This window comes from Sphingomonas sp. FW306-1B-B10E (assembly GCF_058782005.1).
In genome coordinates, this window is record NZ_JBYSXG010000051.1 from 1 (window position 1) to 21,137 (window position 21,137).

Sequence of the window (21,137 nt, forward strand, 5' to 3'; positions counted from 1 at the left end):
TGGGGTGGGTAGCGGCCGGCGAGGCTCGATGCCTCGACCGACGCTGTTGTGTCGAGATGGCGGGCGGGTCTTTCGGGCGCGCTGACGCGCGCACCCACCCCTATCCTCCCTTCCAGGGCGGGGTGTTATGTAGCTGAAGTCGATACAGCCTGTTCGGCGAGCATCGTCACGTTGACATCGCACCGCCAGCGAAAGCCCAGGCTCTCGTACAAGGCGATTGCCCCCTGGTTCTCGGCATAAGCATGCAGGAACGGCGTCTCGCCGCGCGCGACGATCCGCGCCGCCACTATGCGCATCAGCCCGCCGGCATAGCCCCGCCCGCGCCACTTCGGATGCGTGCAGACGCCGCTGACTTCGGCGAAGCCCTCGGGTTTCATCCGCTCGCCTGCCATCGCCACCAGCCGGCCCTGGTCGCGAATGCCGATGAACGCCCCCAGCCGGTGCGTCCGCGCGAAGAACGGCCCCGGCTCGGTCAGCGTCGCCAGCGCGAGCATCTCGTCCGCATCGGCATCGCCCAGTTCGAGGAAGTCGAGATCGCCGGGCGCCGCAGGCACGTCCGCGACCATCTGCACGCCCATCCGATGCTTCTCGACTCGGGTTCCCGGCACCGGGGGCAGCGCGTCCTTCTGAAGCACGATCGCTGGCCCCGTCGTGGCGATCAGCGTGCCCAGATCGGCCAAAGACGCTGCAGTTGCGTCGCCAATCGCGGCGAAAGCGGCGAAATCGCGGTCAAAACGCACCGCTTTCGCGCTCCCGCGCGCCAGTTCGCGCTGCCGCGTGCGCAGCGCGGTCCATGCCGGTCGGTCGAGCGGATGCGGCGTTTCCATGCGCCGTCATCCTCCGTCATTCCGGGCAGGGCTGCAATCGGTGAGGCTAAGCCTCTGTTTCCCGCAAATAAAATCTCAAACCTGCCGGACCGCTTCCAATGTTGGAATTTGCATGGGAAACTCCGCAAGCTCTTTGACCGCGTCGACCCTTGCCAAGTCCGGCGCAACAATAGTGCGTTGCGCGGAAACGAAGTTTCACATTTCGCGTGAAAAATGCGAAGTTAGGCTCCGCAAATCCAACTCTGGCCGCCGCCTCAGTGATTGTGCCGGGGCACCTTCTCGCTGGTTCGCCGATATTTCAGCGCGAAGTCGAGCACCCCGCCCTCGCCCAATTGCCCGGTCTTCTCGCGATACAATTCCTCCCACGGCGTGTTGCTCTCCGGGATCGGCGGCGCCGGCTCGGCCTTGCGGCGCGCGATCTCGTCGGCGTCGACCAGCGCGTCGCAGGTCCCGGCATTGAGGTCGATGCGGACCGTGTCGCCAGTGCGCAGCCACGCCAGCCCGCCTCCCGCCGCGCTCTCGGGCGAGGCGTTGAGGATCGAGGGGCTGTCCGACGTCCCCGATTGCCGCCCGTCGCCGAGGGTCGGCAGGCTCATGATCCCCTGCTGGATCAAGTGATCGGGCGGCTGCATATTGACCACCTCGGCCGAGCCCGGCCAGCCGATCGGTCCCGAGCCGCGGATCACCAGAATGCAATTCGCGTCGATATTCAGCGCCGGATCGTTGATGCGGTGGTGGTAATCGTCCGAACCGTCGAACACGATTGCCCGCCCCTCGAACACGCCCTCGGCGCCCGGCCGCGACAGATAGCGCGCGCGAAAATCCTCGGAGATCACGCTGGTCTTCATGATCGCCATGTCGAACAGATTGCCGCTGAGCACGAGGAAGCCCGCACGCTCCATCAGCGGCGCGGTCCACGGCAGGATCACATCGCGGTCCCGGGTGTGCGCCCCGGCGACGTTCTCGGCGAGCGTCTTGCCGGTGCAGGTCATCACGCTGCCGTCGAGCGCCCCCGCCGCGAGCATCTCGGCGATCACCGCGGGGATGCCGCCGGCGCGGTGGAACCGCTCGGAGAGGTACTTGCCCGCCGGCTGCATGTTGACGATCAACGGCAGGTCATAGCCGCTGCGCCAGTCGTCCGGCGTGATCTCGATTCCCGCATGCCGCGCCATCGCGACGAGGTGCGGCTGCGCGTTGGTCGAGCCGCCGATCGCCGTGAGCAGCCGAATCGCGTTGAGGAAGCTCGCCTTGCTGAGGATCTTCGACGGGCGCAGATCGGCATACGCCATCTCGACGATCCGCCGCCCGGTCTCATAGGCGATCTGCCCGCGCTCGCGATACGGCGCCGGGATCATCGCGCAGCCGGGCAGGCTCATCCCCAGCCCCTCGGCGATCGAGTTCATCGTCGAGGCGGTGCCCATCGTGTTGCAATGGCCCGAGGAGGGCGCGCTGTCGGTGGCGCGGCGGAGAAACTCCTCTTCGTCGATCTCGCCCGCCGCGAGCTTGCGCCGGCTCCGCCAGATCACCGTGCCGCTGCCGACCAGTTCGCCCTCGTGCCAGCCGTCGAGCATCGGTCCGCCCGACAGCACGATCGCCGGAATGTCGACGGTCGAGGCGGCCATCAGCGAGCTCGGCGTGGTCTTGTCGCACCCGGTGGTGAGGATCACCGCGTCGATCGGATAGCCGTTGAGGATCTCGACCAGCCCGAGATAGGCCAGGTTGCGGTCGAGCGCCGCAGTGGGCCGGCGGCAATTCTCGAAGATCGGATGAAGCGGAAACTCCATCGGCACCCCGCCCGCCGCGAGAATGCCCTCCCGCGCCCGCTTGACCGTCTCGAGATGGATGCGGTTGCATGGCGCAATGTCGCTTCCCGACTGCGCGATCCCGATGATCGGCCTGCCGCTGCGCAGCTCGTCGGGCGTGATGCCATAGTTCATGAAGCGCTCGAGATAGAGCGCCGCCATGTCGCTGCGGCCCGGCGCGGCGAACCATTCGCGCGAGCGGAACGGGCGGGCGGGGGTACGGGTCGTCATCGGTTACTCCAGTAAATTCCTCCCCGAGACCGCCCGGGGAGGAATCAGGCCCTTCAGCCTTCCATCGCCTCGAGTTCCCGGCCCTTGGTCTCGTTGATGAACCGCTGGACGAGGAAGAAGCTGATCACCGCGCAAACGGCATAGAAGCTGTAGCTGGCGGCAAGCCCGATGCCGGCGAGCATGATCGGGAATGCCTGCGCGATCAGGTAATTGGCGAACCACTGCGCAAAGCCGCACACGGCCAGCGCCGACCCGCGGATCTGGTTCGGGAACATCTCGCCGAGCATCACCCACATCACCGGGCCCCAGCTGACGTTGAAGAAGATCACGTAGAGATTGGCGGCAACCACGGCGATCATTCCGCTCTGGCCCGGCAGCACCAGCTTGTCGTCGACCAGCGCGCCCTGGCTGAACGCATAGACCATCGCGAACAAGGTGATCGCCATGCCTGCCGATCCGATCAGCAGCAGCGGCTTGCGGCCGATCCGGTCGATCACCGCGATCGTCACGAAGCACGCCGCAATCGAGACGAAGCCCGAGACGATGTTGATCAGCAGCGAGTCCGCCTCGCTGAAGCCTGCGGCCTGCCACAGGGTCGAGCCGTAATAGAAGATCACGTTGATCCCGACGAGCTGCTGGAACACCGCGAGCAACAGCCCCGCCCAGACGATCGCGCGGACGCCGAGGAAGCCGCGTCCGCCCTTCGGCGTCAGCACGTCGCTGAGCTGCGGACGATGATCGGTCGAGAAGCTCGCCTGGATCTCGGCCAGCTTGAGGCCGCCTTCGGTGGCGCCGAACAGCGAGGTCAGCACGCCGAGCGCCTCGGGATTGCGCCGCTTAGAGACCAGGTAGCGCGGGCTTTCCGGAATGAAGAACAGCGCAACGAGGAACACCGCGGCCGGGATCGCCTGCATCAAGTACATCCACCGCCACGCCTCGATCCCGCCCCAGAACGGGTTGGTCGATGCGCCGGCGGCGGCGGCAAGGTAGTAGTTGACCACGAACGCGGCGGTGAGGCCCGAGATGATCATAATCTGCTGCACGGTCGTCATCCGCCCGCGGATGTTCGCCGGGGCGACTTCGGAGATGTACGCCGGCGACAGCACCGAAGCGGCACCGACCGCCATGCCGCCGAGGATCCGTGCGACGACGAAGATAGTGTGATCGTGCGCCAGCCCCTGGACGAGCGCGCCGACGAGGAAGAGGAGCGCGGCGATCCGCATGACGTTGCGGCGGCCCATGCGGTCCGCCAGCGTGCCCGCGAAGAACGCGCCGATGACGCAGCCGATCAACAGCGAACCGACGGTAAAGCCCAGTCCGGCATCGTCGAGCGCGAACGCCGCCTTGAGCCCCGGCTGGGTGCCGTTCACGGCGCCGCTGTCATATCCGAAAAGCAATCCGCCGATCGTCGCGACCGCGACGATGGCGCTGATCAGGCCGATATTGGCCCTCTCGGCGGTCTGGTTCATCCCCACTTCCTCTCCTGGTCCCCGTGCGCGACCGGCACGGCGTGTTAGCGGTAACGGTGGCCCGGTCGCTCAGGAAAAGCAAGCGCTAGCGAAGGCCGGTGCTCACTGCGCCACGACGCCCGTTGCTGGCGCGGGTAGCGCCCTTGGGCGGCGCCGAGGACTCGCGGACGATCAATTCGTGATCGAGCACCTGCTCTTCGAGCTTGTCGCTCTCCGACGAGCGATGCGCGCGGATCCGCGCAAGCAGCAAGGCCAGCGCCTCCTCGGCCATCGTCGAGATCGGCTGGCGCACCGTGGTGAGCTCGGGCCAGACGGTGGTGGCGAGCGACGTGTCGTCGAACCCGACCACGCTCAGATCCTGCGGCACGTGCAATCCGCGGCGATGCGCGACGCCCACCGCAGCGGCCGCCATGTCGTCATTGCTGGCAAAGATCGCGGTCGGCGGCTCGGCCCGGTCGAGCAGCCGCTCGGCCGCGACGATCCCCGAGCGGAAGGTGAAATAGCCCTGCTCGACCGCCGCCGAGGCGATGTCGATCCCCGCTTCTTCGAGCGCGGCGGCAAAGCCGCGATAGCGCTCGGCGCTCGACGTCTGGTTGGGATTGCCGCGGATGAAGCCGATCTTGCGATGCCCGAGGTCGAGCAGGTGCCGGGTCATCGCCGCGGCGCCTTCGAAATCGTCGATCCGCACGTTGAGGCTGCGCGCCGGCGGCAGCCCCATCGCTACCGACACCCACGGAATTCCCGCCGCTTCGAGCTCGGCGCGCACCGGCGCCGCTTCGGACAGCGGCGGCGGGAGGATCACCCCCTCGACGCTTGTCGAGGCGAAGCTGCGCGTGGCCTCGGCCTGCTCATCGGGGCGCTCGCTCTCGCATGCTTCGAGCACCAGGTGACAGCCCGCGCGCCGCGCCGCCGCCAAAGCGCCGATCAGGAATTGCGACAGATACGCTGCCGACGGGTTCGAATAGAGCAGCCCGATCTGCGTCGCGTCGCCCGCGGCGAGGCTGCGCGCGGCGCTGTTCGGCGAATAATTGAGCTGGGCGATCGCGGCGAGCACGGCCTCGCGCGTGGTCTCGCGCACATTGGTGCCGCCGTTGACGACACGCGATACCGTCATCGCCGACACACCGGCGACGCGCGCAACGTCCTGCACGGTGACTGTCCCGCGACTTCTTCGGCTAGGTTTGCTCATCCCCGTCCTTTGCGGCCAAGGGCATAAGATGCGGTTTCGCGGAATGCAATCGAGATGAAACCGGTTGCGTTACGGTTGACCCCGCATCGGCGGAACGATAGCTGATAGCGCTACCAAAACAAGGTGCACAGCGCCGATCAGGAGAGGCACATGCTCATTTCCCGCCGGTTCCGCGTCGCGGCGCTCGCCGCTGTCGCCGCAATCGCCGTCCTGCCCACGCAGGCGCCCATCGCCGCCGCGCAGAGCAGCCGCGCCGACAAGCCGCTCTACAAGCAAGCCTCCCAGCCGATCGACGCGCGCGTCGAGGACCTGCTCCAGCGCATGACCCTGGAGGAAAAGGTCCAGCAGATGGTCGCGATCTGGCTCCAGAAGGACAAGATCCAGACCCCCGAGGGTGAATTCGACGCGGCCAAGGCGAGCAGCAATTTCCCCAACGGGCTCGGCCAGATCTCGCGCCCTTATGACCGCCGCGCGATCACCCAGGGCCCAGCGGCGGGCGCCGCCGCCGGCACGATCAACCGCAGCGCCGAGGATACTGCCCGCTACATCAACGCCGCACAGAAATGGGCGGTCGAAAAGACTCGGCTCGGCATTCCGCTTATCCTGCACGAGGAGGCACTGCACGGCTATGTCGCCCCCGGCGCGACCAGCTTCCCGCAGGCGATCGCGCTCGCCAGCACCTGGAATCCCAAGCTGCAGGAGCGGATCTTCTCCGTCGCGGCACGCGAGATGCGCGCCCGCGGCGCCAATCTCGCGCTCGCGCCCGTCGTCGACGTCGCGCGTGACCCACGCTGGGGCCGGATCGAGGAGACCTATGGCGAGGACCCCTATCTGGTCGGCGAGATGGGCCTGGCCGCGATCCGCGGCTTCCAGGGCACGACGCTGCCGCTGGCCAAGGACAAGGTCTATGTGACCCTCAAGCACATGACCGGCCATGGCGCGCCCGAGAGCGGTACCAATATCGGCCCCGCCACCGTCTCCGAGCGTACCCTGCGCGAGAATTTCTTCCCGCCGTTCGAGCGTGCGGTGACCGAGTTGCCGGTGATGTCGGTGATGCCCTCGTACAACGAGATCGACGGCATCCCGAGTCACGCCAATCGCTGGCTGCTCCATGACGTGTTGCGCCAGGAATGGGGCTTCAAGGGCGTTGTGCTCAGCGACTATTTCGCGATCCGCGAGCTGATGACCCGGCACAAGCTGTTCGACAATCTCAGCGATGCCGCGGTCCGCGCGCTCGATGCCGGGGTCGATTTCGAAACCCCCGATGCCGAGGCTTATGCCAACCTGCCGCAGCTCGTCCGCGAAGGCCGGGTGAGCGAGGCGCAGATCGACGAGTCGGTGCGCCGCATCCTAAAGCTCAAGTTCAACGCCGGGCTGTTCGAGAACCCCTATGTCGACGCCAAGGCGGCGGTGCGGAAGACCGAGACTCCCGACGCGATCGCCCTCGCCCGCGAGGCCGCGCGGCAGGCAATCGTGCTGCTCAAGAACGATCAGGGCCTGCTCCCGCTCGACGCCGGCAAGATCAAGCGCCTTGCCGTGATCGGCACCCATGCCAGCGACACCCCGATCGGCGGCTATAGCGATGTGCCGCGCCACGTCGTCAGCGTGCTCGAAGGTCTCAGGAATGAGGGCAAGGGCAAGTTCGCAGTCGATTTCGCCGAGGGCGTGAAGCTCACCAAGAGCCGCGCCTGGGCCGAAGATGCGGTCGAATTGGTCGACGACGCGACCAACGATCGCCTCCGCGCCGAGGCGATCGAGACCGCGAAAAATGCCGACACGATCGTGCTGGTACTGGGCGACAACGAACAGCTCAGCCGCGAGGCTTGGGCCGACAACCATCTCGGCGACCGCAACAGCCTCGAGCTGATCGGCCCGCAGAACCAGCTCGCCAAGGAGATCTTCGCGCTCGGTAAGCCCGTGGTGGTGCTGCTGCTCAACGGTCGGCCGCTGTCGGTGAAGTATCTGTCGGAGAACGCCCCCGCGCTGCTCGAAGGCTGGTATCTCGGCCAGGAGACCGGCAACGCCGTCGCCGACGTGCTGTTCGGCCGGGCCAATCCGGGCGGCAAGCTGCCCGTGACGATCGCGCGCGACGTCGGCCAGCTGCCGATGTTCTACAATCACAAGCCGAGCGCGCGCCGCGGCTATCTCTTCGCCGAGACCAGCCCGCTCTATCCGTTCGGTTACGGGCTTTCGTACACTACATTCGACATCGCCGCCCCGGTGCTCGCGACCCCGACGATCGGCCGGTACAACAACGTCAAGGTGACTGTCGACGTCGCCAACACCGGTAGCCGGGCTGGCGACGAGGTCGTCCAGCTCTACGTCCGCGACGATCTCGCCAGCGTCACGAGGCCGGTCAAGGAGCTCAAGCGCTTCGAGCGCGTCAGCCTCCAGCCCGGCGAGAAGAAGACCGTTGAGTTCGAGCTCACCCCGCGCGACCTGTCGCTGTGGAACGTCGACATGAAGCGCGTCGTCGAGCCCGGCACCTTCACGATCTCGTCGGGCCCGGACTCGGTCAAGCTCAAGAGCACCACGCTTACGGTGAAGTAGCGCTCCCGGCGAATATCCCGAAGGTCGAGCCGATGAATCCGCCGGCGGTCTTGGTCGTCAGTGCGTCGGTGGTCAGCCGGGTGAGCGGCCGCCACGCCAGCATCGGCAAGTCCGGGCTGCCGAGCACGCGGGCATAAGAGAAGATGTAGCGGTTGCCGTGCATTTCGATGCGCAGCGCGAGTGGCTTGCCCGGCGCGATCCCGTATATCTCCGCCTGGACCGCGGCGACGGTCTCGCCGGCCGCGTCCTGCCCGGGCCCCTCGCGGCGATCGAGCACGAGCGCCAGCCTGCCGCCGACCTGCTTCAGGCCGAGGAAATACCAGTAATCGTCGTTCTGGAGCACCGCGATGCCGGCGCGGTCGCCATTCTCCTCGGGGGTGAAGCGCACCACCGTCTCGGCGGCGGCGTTGCGGTGCTGCTGGCGGCGTGCGAGGAACGAGGGATTGCCCTTGTCGCCCAGCCCGACCGGACGCGCCTGGAGGCTGATTGTACCGTTGGCCAGGGTGAACCAGTTCGAGCGTGGGTTGCGCAGCATCATCCAATGCAGCGGAAGCTTCGCCCCGTCGAATTCGTCGCGGACCATGAATGCGCCACTGGTCGGCACCGGCGGCGCGGGCTGGACCGGCAGAGCAGGCCGCGCTGCTACCCAGGGGATCGCCTGTCCCGGATCGGTGATCCGCGGCCAGCCATGCTCCCAGCGCACCGGCATCAGGAAGGTCTCGCGGCCGGTCGAATAGAAATCATCGGCATAGGGCCGCACCGCCAGGAAGGTCGCCCACCATTTGCCGTCGGGCGTGGTGACGAGCTGGGCATGCCCCGCCGAGGTGATTGGATCGGCGCGGTCGCGCAGCAGGTCGCGCTGGGTGAGGATCGGGTTCGGCCCCGCGACATAGGGACCGGTGACGCGCTTCGACCGCAGGATCACCTGGCTGTGCCCTTCGGCGGTGCCGCCCTCCGCCGCGCACAGATAATACCAACCGTCGTTCTTGAAGATGTGCGGCCCCTCGATCCACACCGGCTTGGTGCGGATGTCGATCCCGCCGTCGACCAGCATCGTCCGCGGGCCGAAGGTTTTGCGCACCTTCACGTCGAACTGCTGCACCCACAGGGCACGGTGCCCTTCATATTGCGGCGGACCGGCGGGTGGGCCGTTGTTGACGATCCAGGCCTTGCCGTCGTCGTCGAAGAACAGCGACGGATCGATCCCGCCCTCGAGATCGGGCAGCCATATCGGGTCGGACCACGGCCCTGCCGGGTTCTTCGCGGTGATCACGAAATTGCCGCCGCAATCGACGCAGGTGTTGAGGATGTAGAATGTCCCTGCCTTGGCCTGGATCGTCGGGGCGAACACCCCGCGCGACAGGCCGAGCTGCTTGAAGTCGAGCTGGTCCGGCCGGTCGATGGCATTGCCGATCTGGGTCCAGCTCACCAGGTCGCGGCTGTGGAACACCGGGATGCCGGGGAAGTAACCGAAGGTCGAGGTGACGAGGTAGAAGTCCTTGCCGACGCGCGTGACGCTGGGATCAGGATAGAAGCCCTGCAGGATCGGATTGCGATATTGATCGGGCGCGGGAGGGTTGGCGCGGTCGACCGGGTCCCCGCCGCGATATTCGAACCAGCCGAACTGCGCGACCGGCTGCGCCGCGGCGGGCGCCGCAAGCAGCAACGCCAGCGCTGGCAGTCCGAAGCCAAAGCGCATCCGATCCCCGCCCATCACTTGCCGTTGCCCGGGGCATACGGCGTGCGGATCGCCTTGTACCAGTTGAGATCGTGCGGCGGCGCCGCGTGCCCAGCCGGCAGCGGCCCTCTCGACACCGACTGGAAATAGGCGATCGACGCGTCGCGCCACCACTGCGCCTCGCTGCGCTGGATCGCGAGGAAGTCGCGGACTTCGCCCCAGCGCCGCGCGTCGACCTTGCCCTCGAGCGCGTCCCACGACGCCTGCATAGCACCCACGGCGTCGACGCCGCGATCGTAGCGCGTGACCAGTTCGTCCCACAGCGACCGCCCCGAGCGCATGCGATATTCCCATGGCAGATGATGAAACCATAGCAGCAGCGCCTCGGGCACGCGCTTGCGGTCGCCGAAGACCGCGGCGACCTGCGGGGCATATTGCGAGACAGCGTTAGTCCCGGTCGCGGTCCGGTCGAAGCCGATCCCTGCGGCATCCGCCTTGTGATAATAGACGGGGTTCCACTCCGGCCGCGCGAGATCGGAGACCCACGGCCCCGGCCCATAATGGTGCCCCGTCGCCATCAGATGCCCCAGCCCCAGCGGCGTCATATAATCGACCACCGCCTCGCGCGACGCCATCATCATCTTCACGATCGTTCCGGTCACGGCCGGATCATTGCCCCAGGTCATCGCGGCCCAGTCGCGGGCGATCGGTTCGGCCCTGGCCTCGGGATCCCAGGCGAAGCGCCCGAACGCGTACCAGTTCGCCTGGTCGAATTGCGATCCCGACCAGTTCGCATCGCTGCCGATATTGGCGACCCCCGCGATCCCGCGGATCCCCTTGGCGACGGTGCTGCCCTTGCGCGGGCGGAAGGTATCGGCCTGAAGCACTTCCTCCCACATCGGTCCGAGATAAGCGAGGTGCGTCGCGAAGCCGAGATACTCCTTGGTGATCTGGACTTCCATCATCAGCGGCGTCCTGGGCATCGCCCCGAACAAGGGATGAAACGGCTCGCGCGGCTGGAAGTCGATCGCGCCATTCTTGACCTGAACAAGAACGTTGTCGCGGAATTTCCCGTCAAGCGGCTGGAACTCGGTATAAGCCTGCTTATGCCGGTCGTCAGGGTTCTCCGCGGCATAGACGAAGGCGCGCCACATCAGCGTGCCTCCGTGCGGCGCCAGCGCATCGGCGAGCATGTTGGCCCCCTCGGCGTGGCTGCGCTTGTAATCCGACGGCCCTGGCTGCCCCTCCGAATTGGCCTTGACCAGCAACCCGCCGAAATCGGGGATCACGCGGTAGATCTCGTCGACCTTGGCCTTCCACCACGCCGAGACCGCGGGGTCGAGCGGATCGGCGGTCTTGAGCCCGCCCAGTTCGATCGGCGCCGAAAAGCGCGCGGTCAGATAGACCTTGACCCCATAAGGCCGGAATATATCCGCCAGCGCCTTGACCTTCGCCAGCCATTCGGGCCGCAGCACATCGGCATTGGCATTGACGTTGGTGAGGACCGTCCCGTTGATACCGATCGACGCATTCGCCCGGGCATAATCGGTATAACGCGGGTCCTTGTAGCCGGGGAGCTTCTGCCAGTCCCAGATCGACTGCCCGGCATAGCCGCGCTCGACATAGCGATCGAGATTGTCCCAATGATTGAGCACGCGCACCTTGAGCCTCGGCGCGTCGGCAATGTCGAGTGCGTCGAGCGGCTGCCGCGTCTGGATCAGCCTGAGAAAGCGAAACACGCCGTAGAGCACCCCGATCTCGGCATTGCCGGCGATCACGGTCACCCGCTTGCCCTCGATCGTCGCGCTGCGGATCAGATAGCCCTCGGACCCCAATCGCGCGAGCGGCAGCCCGAGCGGCGCGATCCGCGGCGAGGTCGCGGTCCCGAGCACCACCGCGCCGTCGCGCACCGTCTCGACCCGCGCCGGGTCGTAGCCGAGCATGCCGGCAACGCCGCGGCGCAGTTCGTCGGTCGCGGCGAGGATCGTCGGCCCGCCTGTCCCGGTGATCTGCGTGACCCGACCGGCGTATCGATCCCGCCACGTCGCCTCGATCGGCTGATAGCGCAGCCACAGGTCGTAGCCCGTCTCCGCGCGAACGCCCGCCGGCAGCATTGCCCCCAGCACCAGCAGAACAACCGCAAGCAATTGCCGCATCTCGATCCTCTCGTCGCGCCGGTTTGCCGCCGCCTTGACTTGTCCGTAGCAGCTTGATCATGGTAGCGCTATCAGATGCAGGGCACACCGCTCGCGAACGATAGAGAGGATAGCGCCATGTCGCGATGGACGCGCCGCGAAATGCTGGCCGCAACCGCAGCCTGTGCCGCCGCCGGTCCGGCTCTCGCGCTGGACAACCCTTCGCTTGCGGCGCTCGCCAGGGCCAAGGGCATGCGCTTCGGCTCGTGCGTCGCGTGGAGCGCGCCCGGCGCCGACGCAGGCTCGTTTGCCAATCCGTCTTATGCCGCGCTGCTCGAGCGCGAATGCAGCATCCTCGTTCCCGAAAACGAGTTCAAATGGCAGCGACTGCGCCCCGATCCGGTTCACTTTGAGGTCGCGCGCTTCGCCGACCTGCTCGCTTATGCCGAAGCCAAGGGCATGGCGATGCGCGGGCACACCCTGCTCTGGCACAAGCAGCAATATTTCCCCCAATGGCTCGTCGATTATGATTTCGGCCCGAACCCGCGCGCCAGAGCCGAGACGCTGCTCACCGATCATATCCGCACGCTCTGCAGCCGATACGGTGACCGACTGACCAGCTTCGACGTGGTCAACGAGACGGTCGACGAAAAGACCGGCCGCCAGCGCGAGACGGTGCTGTCAAAGGCGTTCGGCGATGCCGATGCGATGGTCGACCTCGCCTTCCACACCGCGCGCGAGCACGCGCCCAAGGCGCAACTGGTCTACAACGACTATATGAGCTGGGAGCCCGACAACGAGACCCACCGCGCCGGTGTGCTCGAGCTGCTCGAAGGCTTTCGCAAGCGCGGCGTGCCCGTCGACGCGCTCGGCGTGCAAACGCATATCGGCGTGTATGGTGATCCCCGCCAGACCGCGGCGCGGCAGGAGGCTGAGTGGCGCCGCTTTCTCGATCAGGTCGTCGCGATGGGATACCAGTTGCTGATTACCGAGTTCGACGTCAACGACCGCAACTTGCCGGGCGACCCTAAGATCCGCGACGCCGCGGTCGCCGCTTACGCCGATGCCTATCTCGCGATCCTGTTCGACTATCCCCAGCTCCGTGACGTGCTCGTCTGGGGAATGTCCGACCGATATAGCTGGCTCAACGGCTTCAAGCCGCGCGCCGACGGCACGCGCAAGCGCGCGACGCCTTATGACGATAAGTTTCAGCCGAAATCGCTTCGCGCGGTCTTCGCCAAGCACTTCGCCGCGACGACGGTTCGGGGGGCTTGAAGATATCGAGCCCCTTCCCTCAATGGAGGGCCAAGAAAGTTCGCGCGCCATTGCCGGCCAGCAAACCACACATTCCCTGAAATCTGCCGCCGCGTCGGCTGTCGTTCAGAAAAGCGGTGCTAGCCCGCCAAAGCGCGCTTAAGGGGAGCGCAAGGGAGAGCTGCAATGGCCGCGTTGGCCGAAACGCAATACGCTTCGCCTCAACTGCTGCTCGAAGAGGGCGGGCTGAATGCGTCGGCGCTCCATCGCTTCTCGGACGGCATCGCTTCGAGCCATGCCGCGGCCCCGCCCGGCGACGGTACGGCGTTTCTCGCGCGGATCGCACAACTGGCGAAGGTGGAGCCCCAGGCGCGCGAATGGACGCGCCAGCTTCCGCAGCTCCAGCGCCGGGCAAGCGCGCAACGTGTGAAACAGTTGCCCGGCGGTGCCGAGGATGTCCTGTTCGATCTCGCCGCACGCCTGACCGAAATGGCCCGAAACAATCGTACCGCCGAGGCCAACATTGTCGCCAATCGCTATGTCGACGTCGCCCCCCAGGGCGCGACCGGCTGGGCGGCGCTTCCATTATTCGTCGCACTGCACGCTGCCGCAGCCGGCGACGCGGCCCTGGCCCACACTACGCTCGCCCCTGCCCCGCCCCGCCTCGTCGTGATCGGCGGATTGTCCGGCACCGGCAAGTCGACCCTTGCCCGCCTGCTCGGCGCGCGGCTGGGCCGCGGTCCCGGCGCGCGCGTGCTGCGCTCGGACATTTTCCGCAAGCGCCTTGCCGGACTGCCCCCGGAAACCCGCCTGCCCCCCGCACACTACACCCGGCACAGCGACGAGGCGACCTACGAGGCGCTGTTCGAATCGGCCTACGATCATCTCGCCTGCGGATCGTCGGTGATCCTCGACGCGGTGTTCATGAGCCGCAGCGAACGCGACGTCGCCGAGGCGATCGCCTTCCGCCTCGACGTGCCCTTCACCGGCATCTGGCTCGAGGCTCCCGAGCGCGAGCGAATCGCGCGGGTCAGTGCCCGCGTCGACGATGCATCCGACGCCACTGCCGAGGTGGTTCGCGAGCAATCGCGCCGCTCGGTGGGCGAGCTCTCCGGCTGGCACCGGATGCGAGTCAACCGCCCGCTCGAGCTGATCGTCGCCGCGGCGCGCGGCGCGCTCGAACGGCGGCGCTGACCTCGGCTCGCGCTGACGCAGCGCGAGAGGCCTTATTCGGCAGCCTTGGCCAGCGGCTCGGCGCAGAACAGGTCGTGCAGCGATTCCAGCATCCGCTTCGCCTCTGGGCTCGCCAGCGAATAGAAGATCATCTGCCCGGCGCGGCGCGCGGCGACCATGCCCTCGCGGCGGAGCAGCGCCAATTGCTGCGACACGGCGGTATCACGCGCGCCGGTGAGCTTCGCGAGCTCGCCGACGGACTTCTCGCCGTCCCACAAATGGCACAACAGCAACAGGCGGCTACGACCGGACAGCGCTTTGAGGAACCCCGACGCGCGGTCGACTTCAGCAATCATTTGTTCTTTCACGGGGGGCACCGCTATGCCGCAAATGCTTCCGTTGCAACCCGCTATGAGACGGAATCCCAACGAGTTTTAATAAGAAAATTCGATTGACCCGCGTTGCAAATGTTAGCCGCGGAGGGTTGGCGAATCGCCCTCCGCTTCCCAATTTTCCCGAGAGCAAGTCGAGACGATCCGTGCCCCTTCCCGCTTTCCCTGCCGACCTGTTCGGCGTGCCCGCGCTTCCGGGGCTTCGCTATGGCGAGGCACTGGTGACGCAGGACGAGGAGCAGCGGCTGATAGCAGCGATCAACTCGCTCGAACTACATCCGTTTCGGTTCCAGGGATGGCTCGGCAAGCGGCTCACCACCAGCTTCGGCTGGCGCTACGACTTCGACGATGCCAGCTTCACGCAGGGCGCGCCGCTCCCCGAATGGCTGCTTCCGTTGCGCGAGGCAGCGGCGAGGTTCGCCGGACTGCCCGCAGCCGATTTCGCCCATGCCTTGCTGATCCGCTACGATCCCGGCGCCGGGATCGGCTGGCACAAGGATCGGCCGGTATTCGAACATGTGATCGGCGTCTCGCTCGCCAATCCCGCGACGATGCGTTTCCGCAAGCGTCGGCCGGGAGGGTTCGATCGCTTCGCCGCGCCGCTCGCGCCGCGCTCAGTCTATCATCTCTCGAGCGAGGCGCGGCACCAATGGGAGCACAGCATCGCGCCGATGGAAGTGCCGCGCTGGTCGATCACCTTCCGCAGCCTCTCGGACAAGGGCCGCGCGCTCAATCCTGCGTCTTGACCGTCATCGCCACCCCACCGCCGGCAAGCACGCACAGCGCGAGCAGGAGCAACCAAGGGGCATAGCCCGCTTTGTCCGGGCTCAGCACCAGCGCGAGCAACGGTGCGGCCATCGCCGGCAGCGTGTTGGTGAGGTTCAGGATCCCCAAATCGCGTCCGCGGTGCCGCGGCGAGGGCAGCAATTGCATCGCCAGCGCGGATTGCAGCGCGAGGAACACCGACATGCTGGCAAAGGCGACGCCGAAGCCGAGCGTTGCCACGGTCCAGTCATGCGCGCCTGCCATGATCGCGAGTCCCGCGGCCATCGCCAGCGCGGCGGCGGCGAGGAAGGGTTTGCGCCGCATGGCCAGATCGGAAATGTGGCCGGCCGCGATTGTCACGGCCAGCGCGACGATCGCCACGCCGGCGAAGATCGTGGCGACGCCTTCGCTCGCCGCCTCGGCATGCGCCTTGTCGGGGATCTTCTGGCCCGCCACCGCGAGGAAATAGAACAGCCCGTAGGTCGACAGCCCGTTGCTCGCGACCTGAACGAGCATCCGAGCCATCCAAATGCGCGCAAAATCGATGCGGCGGCGGACGCGGAGCACAGCGGGCGGCTCGGGAAGCGGATCGCTGCGCTCGCGAAGGTAGAGCAGCAGCGGCAGCACCAGCAGTGCGATCACGGCGCACAGTAGTGCATAGCGGACCGCTTGCGACCCGAGGATGTGGAGGGTGACGCCCACCGCCACCAGCGAGGAGAAGGGGTGCGCTGCTCCCATCAGCCCGGCCACGAACCCCTTCTGCGCGTCGGGGACTTCGTCGGCCATGATCGCGCCCAGCGGAGCGAACATCATGTTGATCGCGATCTGGAGCAAACCAATTGCGGCGAGCATCGAGAGCGCGTCGCTGCTGCGGTAGAACAGGGCATAGGCAAGCATCGACAGGATCAGCCCGGCAAGGATCCATGGCCGCCGTGTGCCGCGCCGCCGATAGCTCCCGTCGCTGAGCGCGCCGAAGAGGAGATTGGCGACGCTCGCCAGTGCCGCACCACCCAGGGTCGCGGTGCCGAGCAGCGCGACGCGATGTTCCGGATCGACAACGGCAGTGACCTTGAGGGGGAGCAACACCGAGAGAAACGGAATGAAGCTGACGAACAGCCCGGCATAAGCGAGCGCATAAAAAATGAGAAAGCCGCGACTTCGGAAGCTGGATGCCTCGGACGTGGCCATTTCGATGTTCACCGTTGCGGGTTAGCCTTGCCGACCATCAACGTCCATCAGACAAAAACGCTGGTCTATTAGCGGCTTGGCTGTATCTTCCGATAGGCGGCGGGAATGGGCTTGCCGAACGAGGGGCATGCGGTGGCAAAAATCGAGACTCCCCGCCCCGATGCCCTTGCCGAACTCGCCGAAAGCCTTCGCGACCTCGAGGATCCCGACGCGATCGCTTATGCCGCCGCGGCGATGCTCGGGCGACGGCTGGGCGTTAGCCGCGCAGGCTATGGCACGATCGACAAGCGGGCCGAGACGATCCGGATCGAGCGCGACTGGAACGCGCCCGGGGTCAAGAGCATCGCCGGGACGCTCCGTTTCCGCGATTATGGCAGCTATATCGACGATTTGAAGGCCGGACGCACCGTCGTGGTCGCCGATGCGGAACGCGACCCGCGCACAGCGAGCACCGCGGCGAGCCTGGCCGCGATCTGCGCGCGGTCGTTCGTCAACATGCCCGTGACCGAGCAAGGCGGGTTCGTCGCCTTGCTGTTTCTCAACAACGCCGTCGCGCGCGATTGGAGCAACGACGAACTCGCGCTGATCCGGGAAGTCGCCGAGCGCACGCGGAGCGCCGTCGCCCGGCGCGAGGCCGAGCAGGCACTTCGCAGGAACGAGGCACGGCTACGGTTCCTCGACGCACTCGGCGTCGCGACCGCGCAGGCGACGGATGCCGATACGGTGATGGCGATCACCACCCGGATGCTCGGCGAGCACCTCCATGGATCGGATTGCGCCTATGCCGACATGGAATCCGACGAGGACATGTTCAACATTCGCGGCGACTGGCACGCCGCGCATGCCCGGAGCATCGTCGGGCGATATAGCCTCGCCACCTTCGGAAGCCTGGCCGTCGCCAGTCTCAAGGCAGGCCATCCACTGGTGATCGACGACGCCAATCAGCTCGGCGAGGACGGCGCGCGGGCGTTCCTCGACATCGGCGTCCAGGCGACGATCTGCATGCCGTTCCTCAAGGAGGGCCGGCTCACCGCGCTGATGGCCATCCACGATTCGCGCCCGCGCCGATGGACCGCCGACGAGCTCGGCCTGTTACGCGAAGTGACCGAGCGGAGCTGGGCGCATGTCGAGCGCGTGCGCGCCGAGGCGGCGCTGCGCGAGAGCGAGAGCCGGCTGCGGCTGGCGGTGGACGGCGCGCGGATCGGCACGTGGGACTGGGATCTCAGGGCGCGGCGCGGCAGCTGGTCGGCACGGACCGGCGAGATATTGGGCATTGCGCCGAGTGCGGACCTGACAGCCGAGGATTGCGTCGGCATCGTTCATCCCGGGGATCGCGAACGCGTGCTCGGCGAAGTGCAGCGCACGATCCAGTCGGGTGAGGATTTCTCGACCGAGTACCGGATCGTCCGCCCCGACGGCGCTATCAGCTGGGTCGCTACGCGCGGCATCGTGCAGCGCGATGGGCGCGGAAGGGCGATCCGCACGACGGGCATCGTCCGCGACGTGACCAAGCGGCGCGAGGCGCAGGAGGCGCTGAAGACACTTAACGAGACACTCGAGCAACAAATCGCCGAACGCACCGCCGAACGCGACGGCATGTGGCGGCTGAGCAGCGACCTGATGCTCGTGGTGGGGCGGCGCTGGGAAATTCGCGCGGTCAATCCGGCGCTCGGCACGCTGCTGGGCTACGCACCCGAGGACGTGCTGGGCCAGCGCTTCGATCGCTTCCTGCATCCAGAAGAGTCGCAGGGGATGACCGATGCCGTCCGCGCGGCGGCGACGGGCCCACTGCGCGATTTCGTCGCCCGGCTACGCGCGCGGGACGGGTCGTGGCGGCGCTTCGCCTGGACCGCGGCGCCCGGTGAAGGCGAGGCCTATGTTATCGGCCGCGACGTCACCGAGGAAGTCGAGCGCCGCGAGGAGCTCGAGCGCGCGCAGGATGCGCTGCGCCAGTCGCAAAAAATGGAATCGCTGGGGCAGCTGACGGGCGGCGTCGCGCATGATTTCAACAATCTGCTGACCCCGATCATCGGCAGCCTCGATCTGCTGCGGCGCAGCCAAAGCGGCGAGCGCGAGCAGCGGCTGATCGGCGCCGCACTAGAATCGGCGGAGCGCGCGCGGACGCTGGTACAGCGCTTGCTCGCCTTCGCACGGCGACAGCCGCTCCAGCCCGGGCCGGTCGACCTCGCCGCGCTGATCCATGGCATGTCCGATCTGATCGCGAGCACCTCGGGCCCGCAGATCAAGCTGAGCGTCGACCTGGCCCAGGACCTGCCCCCCGCCCTTGCCGACGCCAACCAGCTCGAGATGGCGATCCTCAACCTCAGCGTGAATGCCCGCGACGCGATGCCGGAGGGCGGGCGGCTGACCCTCGCGGCATCGCGAGTAACGCTGGAGTCAGGGAACCGCGCCGAACTGCCTGTGGGTGACTATGTGCGACTCACCGTAGCCGACAGCGGCGCGGGGATGGACGAAGATACGATGGCGCGCGCGGTCGAACCCTTCTTTTCCACCAAGGGGGTTGGCAAGGGCACTGGCCTGGGCCTGTCGATGGTGCACGGCCTGATCTCGCAGCTTGGCGGCGCGATGCTGCTGTCGAGCAAGCCGGGCCTGGGAACCCTGGTCGAATTGTTCCTACCGGTCGCCGGCCGTCCGGTGGTCGGCACCGACAAGCCGGCTCCGCCCCAGACCGGCGGTGCGGCAGGCATGGTGCTGCTGGTCGACGACGAGCCCGCAGTGCGCACCGCGACGGGCGAGCTGCTGCGCGATCTTGGCTATGCAGTGGTCGAGAAGGAGAGCGGACGCGCGGCGCTGGACTATCTCGGCGACCACCGAGTCGATTTCCTCGTCACCGACCATCTTATGCCGGGGATGCGCGGCGCCGAGCTCGTTCGCGAAGTCCGTGAGCGTCACCCGGACGTGAAGACGCTGATCGTCTCGGGTTATGCCGATCTCGAGAGCATTTCGCCCGATTTGCCGCGGCTCGCCAAGCCATTCCGGCAGGACGAGCTTGCGGCGAGCCTCGCCGGGCTGGGCTGATCGAGCCGTATCAGGTTGCCGGCTCGAAACTGATCCGTTGCTGCCCGGGATCGGCGGCGGTCAGCCGCACGGTGAGCGCGTTGCCGGGCTCGGCGCCGGCCATCGGCAGCCGGGCGACCACGGCGAGGTCACGCAATTGGATCCGTGCGCCGCGCGCGTCGGCATCGGTGACGACTGCGGCGAAGGTCTCACCTTCCCTGCCCTGCAGCGTCACGGCCTCGGCTAGATCGATCACCGCGCGGTCGATCTGCCCGGCGATCGCATCGGCACGCGCCATTACCGGCGGGAGCTTCGCGAAGGCATCGGTCACCGCCGCCGGGACCGGCTGGCCGTTGGCGACTGCGAGCGTCGCGCGGATCACGTAGCGGTCAGCGAGGCGGCGCAGCGGCGCGGTGGCATGGGCATAACGCGCCGCGACCGCCGCGTGCCACGGCGCGACGCCCGGAGTGAAGGGCTGGTACGAGGCACCCTGCCCCGCGCGGCGGACCGCGAGCATGAACGCCGCTTGCTTCGGATCGTGACTATCGAGCGTCGCCTCGAACTGGGCGAGCGATGCCACAGTTGGCCATTCCAACCCGAACGCCGCCGCGGTCTGGCGGAGGCGGGCGATGGCATGCGCGTCCGGCTCGGCCATCACGCGGAAAAGCCCCGTTTGATGCGCATAGAGCGCGTCGGCGATCGCCATGTTCGCGGCCAGCGACAGCGCGGCATTGCGCGCCTCCGAACGGAGCCGCGGGCGGAACACCAGCTCGAACCCGCCGCCGGGGCGCGCCGCGACTTCCTGCTCGGGCGGATCGACGCGTGCTGCGCCGCGCCGTTTCTCGGCCGCTTCCAGCCGCGTCGTGAGCCCCTCGAAATCCGCCGGCAGATCGGTTTCGCAAACGCTGTCATAAGCAAGCTTGGCAGTGCTGTGGATGATCGCGCGCTCGGCGCCGTCGAGCCGCACGGTGCCGTCCGGCGCGACACGGACGGTGAAGATCACCGCCGGCCGCAACTGATCGGGCAACAGGCTGGCCGCGCCTTCGCTGAGCACCGGCGGGTAGAGGCTGGCCTTGCCGTCGGGCAGGTAGAATGTCGTACCGCGTCGCCATGCCTCGGTGTCGAGCGCATCGCCGTCCGCCACGAACCAGGCGACGTCCGCGATCGCATAATGGAGCAGCAAGTCGTCGCCGCTCGCCTCGATCGCAAACGCCTGGTCGAGATCGGTGGCGCTCGCCGGATCGAGCGTGACGAAGGGACGGTCGGTGCGGTCCACATGTTCGCTCGGAGCACGACGGGCAGCCGCTTCGGCGGCGGCGAGCACCGCGGGTGGGAACCCATCCGGCACCTGGAAGCGCGCCCGGATCGCGGCGAGGCCGCCGGCAAGGCTGTTGGCAGGATCGGCGAGGGTCTTCATGAGTGCGCGATATAGCGATAGGGCGAATAGGTGAAGCCGGCTCTCGTGC

Annotated in this window: 14 protein-coding genes; 5 read left to right on the plus strand and 9 right to left on the minus strand. The window is 67.2% G+C overall.

All coding sequences use genetic code 11. From position 1 onward, the window contains the following. Positions 1-125: 125 nt before the first annotated feature. The 4 genes from AC3WJI_RS17165 to AC3WJI_RS17180 all read right to left on the minus strand — a co-directional run bounded on the left by AC3WJI_RS17165 (position 126) and on the right by AC3WJI_RS17180 (position 5,518). Positions 126-827 (minus strand): GNAT family N-acetyltransferase, encoded by a 702-nt coding sequence (locus tag AC3WJI_RS17165; protein ID WP_492758505.1) that lies wholly within the window; start codon positions 825-827, stop codon positions 126-128. Positions 828-1,081: 254 nt separating this feature from the next. Further along, on the minus strand, positions 1,082-2,860 hold the full coding sequence (locus AC3WJI_RS17170; protein ID WP_492758506.1) for an IlvD/Edd family dehydratase: 1,779 nt from the start codon (positions 2,858-2,860) through the stop codon (positions 1,082-1,084). A 53-nt stretch (positions 2,861-2,913) separates the two neighbouring features. Continuing rightward, positions 2,914-4,329 carry a sugar porter family MFS transporter gene (locus tag AC3WJI_RS17175; RefSeq protein WP_492758507.1) on the minus strand — a complete coding sequence of 472 codons (1,416 nt, stop codon included), beginning with the start codon at positions 4,327-4,329 and terminating at the stop codon, positions 2,914-2,916. Positions 4,330-4,414: 85 nt separating this feature from the next. Then, positions 4,415-5,518, minus strand: a complete 1,104-nt coding sequence (locus tag AC3WJI_RS17180; RefSeq protein ID WP_492758508.1) for a LacI family DNA-binding transcriptional regulator — start codon at positions 5,516-5,518, stop codon at positions 4,415-4,417. 150 nt (positions 5,519-5,668) lie between these two features. Between AC3WJI_RS17180 and AC3WJI_RS17185 the strand changes: the two genes are divergently transcribed. After that, positions 5,669-8,068, plus strand: coding sequence for a glycoside hydrolase family 3 N-terminal domain-containing protein (locus tag AC3WJI_RS17185; protein WP_492758509.1), 2,400 nt, complete (start codon positions 5,669-5,671; stop codon positions 8,066-8,068). Here AC3WJI_RS17185 and AC3WJI_RS17190 read toward each other — a convergent pair. Then, the gene (locus tag AC3WJI_RS17190) at positions 8,055-9,767 is read right to left on the minus strand and encodes a glycoside hydrolase family 43 protein (protein WP_492758510.1); all 1,713 of its coding nucleotides are present in this window, start codon (positions 9,765-9,767) and stop codon (positions 8,055-8,057) included. The two genes, AC3WJI_RS17185 and AC3WJI_RS17190, sit on opposite strands and share 14 nt — an antisense overlap. Positions 9,768-9,781: 14 nt before the next feature. After that, on the minus strand, positions 9,782-11,902 hold the full coding sequence (locus tag AC3WJI_RS17195) for an alpha-glucuronidase family glycosyl hydrolase (RefSeq protein ID WP_492758511.1): 2,121 nt from the start codon (positions 11,900-11,902) through the stop codon (positions 9,782-9,784). Positions 11,903-12,019: 117 nt separating this feature from the next. Between AC3WJI_RS17195 and AC3WJI_RS17200 the strand changes: the two genes are divergently transcribed. Both AC3WJI_RS17200 and AC3WJI_RS17205 read left to right on the plus strand, forming a co-directional pair. Beyond that, positions 12,020-13,156 (plus strand): endo-1,4-beta-xylanase, encoded by a 1,137-nt coding sequence (locus AC3WJI_RS17200; RefSeq protein WP_492758512.1) that lies wholly within the window; start codon positions 12,020-12,022, stop codon positions 13,154-13,156. A 165-nt stretch (positions 13,157-13,321) separates the two neighbouring features. After that, the gene (locus AC3WJI_RS17205) at positions 13,322-14,329 is read left to right on the plus strand and encodes a P-loop nucleotide/nucleoside kinase family protein (protein WP_492758513.1); all 1,008 of its coding nucleotides are present in this window, start codon (positions 13,322-13,324) and stop codon (positions 14,327-14,329) included. A 32-nt stretch (positions 14,330-14,361) separates the two neighbouring features. Here the strand turns inward: AC3WJI_RS17205 and AC3WJI_RS17210 are convergent, their stop codons facing one another. Next, positions 14,362-14,676 carry an ArsR/SmtB family transcription factor gene (locus tag AC3WJI_RS17210; protein ID WP_492758514.1) on the minus strand — a complete coding sequence of 105 codons (315 nt, stop codon included), beginning with the start codon at positions 14,674-14,676 and terminating at the stop codon, positions 14,362-14,364. Between the two features lie 170 nt (positions 14,677-14,846). Here AC3WJI_RS17210 and AC3WJI_RS17215 point away from each other — a divergent pair, with 170 nt between their 5' ends. Beyond that, a complete protein-coding gene (locus tag AC3WJI_RS17215) occupies positions 14,847-15,446 on the plus strand; it encodes an alpha-ketoglutarate-dependent dioxygenase AlkB (protein WP_492758515.1) in 600 nt (199 codons plus the stop codon). On the opposite strand, the gene AC3WJI_RS17220 is transcribed toward AC3WJI_RS17215, so the two are convergent. Further along, positions 15,430-16,665: an MFS transporter gene (locus AC3WJI_RS17220; protein ID WP_492758516.1), complete on the minus strand. Its 1,236-nt coding sequence runs from the start codon at positions 16,663-16,665 to the stop codon at positions 15,430-15,432. The two genes, AC3WJI_RS17215 and AC3WJI_RS17220, sit on opposite strands and share 17 nt — an antisense overlap. Before the next feature lie 93 nt (positions 16,666-16,758). Between AC3WJI_RS17220 and AC3WJI_RS17225 the strand changes: the two genes are divergently transcribed. Further along, positions 16,759-19,692: a PAS domain-containing protein gene (locus AC3WJI_RS17225; protein ID WP_492758517.1), complete on the plus strand. Its 2,934-nt coding sequence runs from the start codon at positions 16,759-16,761 to the stop codon at positions 19,690-19,692. A 10-nt stretch (positions 19,693-19,702) separates the two neighbouring features. On the opposite strand, the gene AC3WJI_RS17230 is transcribed toward AC3WJI_RS17225, so the two are convergent. Then, positions 19,703-21,088: an RNB domain-containing ribonuclease gene (locus tag AC3WJI_RS17230; RefSeq protein WP_492758518.1), complete on the minus strand. Its 1,386-nt coding sequence runs from the start codon at positions 21,086-21,088 to the stop codon at positions 19,703-19,705. Positions 21,089-21,137: the final 49 nt, after the last annotated feature.

Coding starts and splice junctions, on each gene's coding strand:
- AC3WJI_RS17230 (WP_492758518.1), bottom strand. CDS start 21,088: ATGAAGACCCTCGCCGATCCTGCCAACAGCCTTGCCGGCGGCCTCGCC.
- AC3WJI_RS17170 (WP_492758506.1), bottom strand. CDS start 2,860: ATGACGACCCGTACCCCCGCCCGCCCGTTCCGCTCGCGCGAATGGTTC.
- AC3WJI_RS17185 (WP_492758509.1), top strand. CDS start 5,669: ATGCTCATTTCCCGCCGGTTCCGCGTCGCGGCGCTCGCCGCTGTCGCC.
- AC3WJI_RS17205 (WP_492758513.1), top strand. CDS start 13,322: ATGGCCGCGTTGGCCGAAACGCAATACGCTTCGCCTCAACTGCTGCTC.
- AC3WJI_RS17165 (WP_492758505.1), bottom strand. CDS start 827: ATGGAAACGCCGCATCCGCTCGACCGACCGGCATGGACCGCGCTGCGC.
- AC3WJI_RS17180 (WP_492758508.1), bottom strand. CDS start 5,518: ATGAGCAAACCTAGCCGAAGAAGTCGCGGGACAGTCACCGTGCAGGAC.
- AC3WJI_RS17225 (WP_492758517.1), top strand. CDS start 16,759: ATGGGCTTGCCGAACGAGGGGCATGCGGTGGCAAAAATCGAGACTCCC.
- AC3WJI_RS17190 (WP_492758510.1), bottom strand. CDS start 9,767: ATGCGCTTTGGCTTCGGACTGCCAGCGCTGGCGTTGCTGCTTGCGGCG.
- AC3WJI_RS17175 (WP_492758507.1), bottom strand. CDS start 4,329: ATGAACCAGACCGCCGAGAGGGCCAATATCGGCCTGATCAGCGCCATC.
- AC3WJI_RS17200 (WP_492758512.1), top strand. CDS start 12,020: ATGTCGCGATGGACGCGCCGCGAAATGCTGGCCGCAACCGCAGCCTGT.
- AC3WJI_RS17195 (WP_492758511.1), bottom strand. CDS start 11,902: ATGCGGCAATTGCTTGCGGTTGTTCTGCTGGTGCTGGGGGCAATGCTG.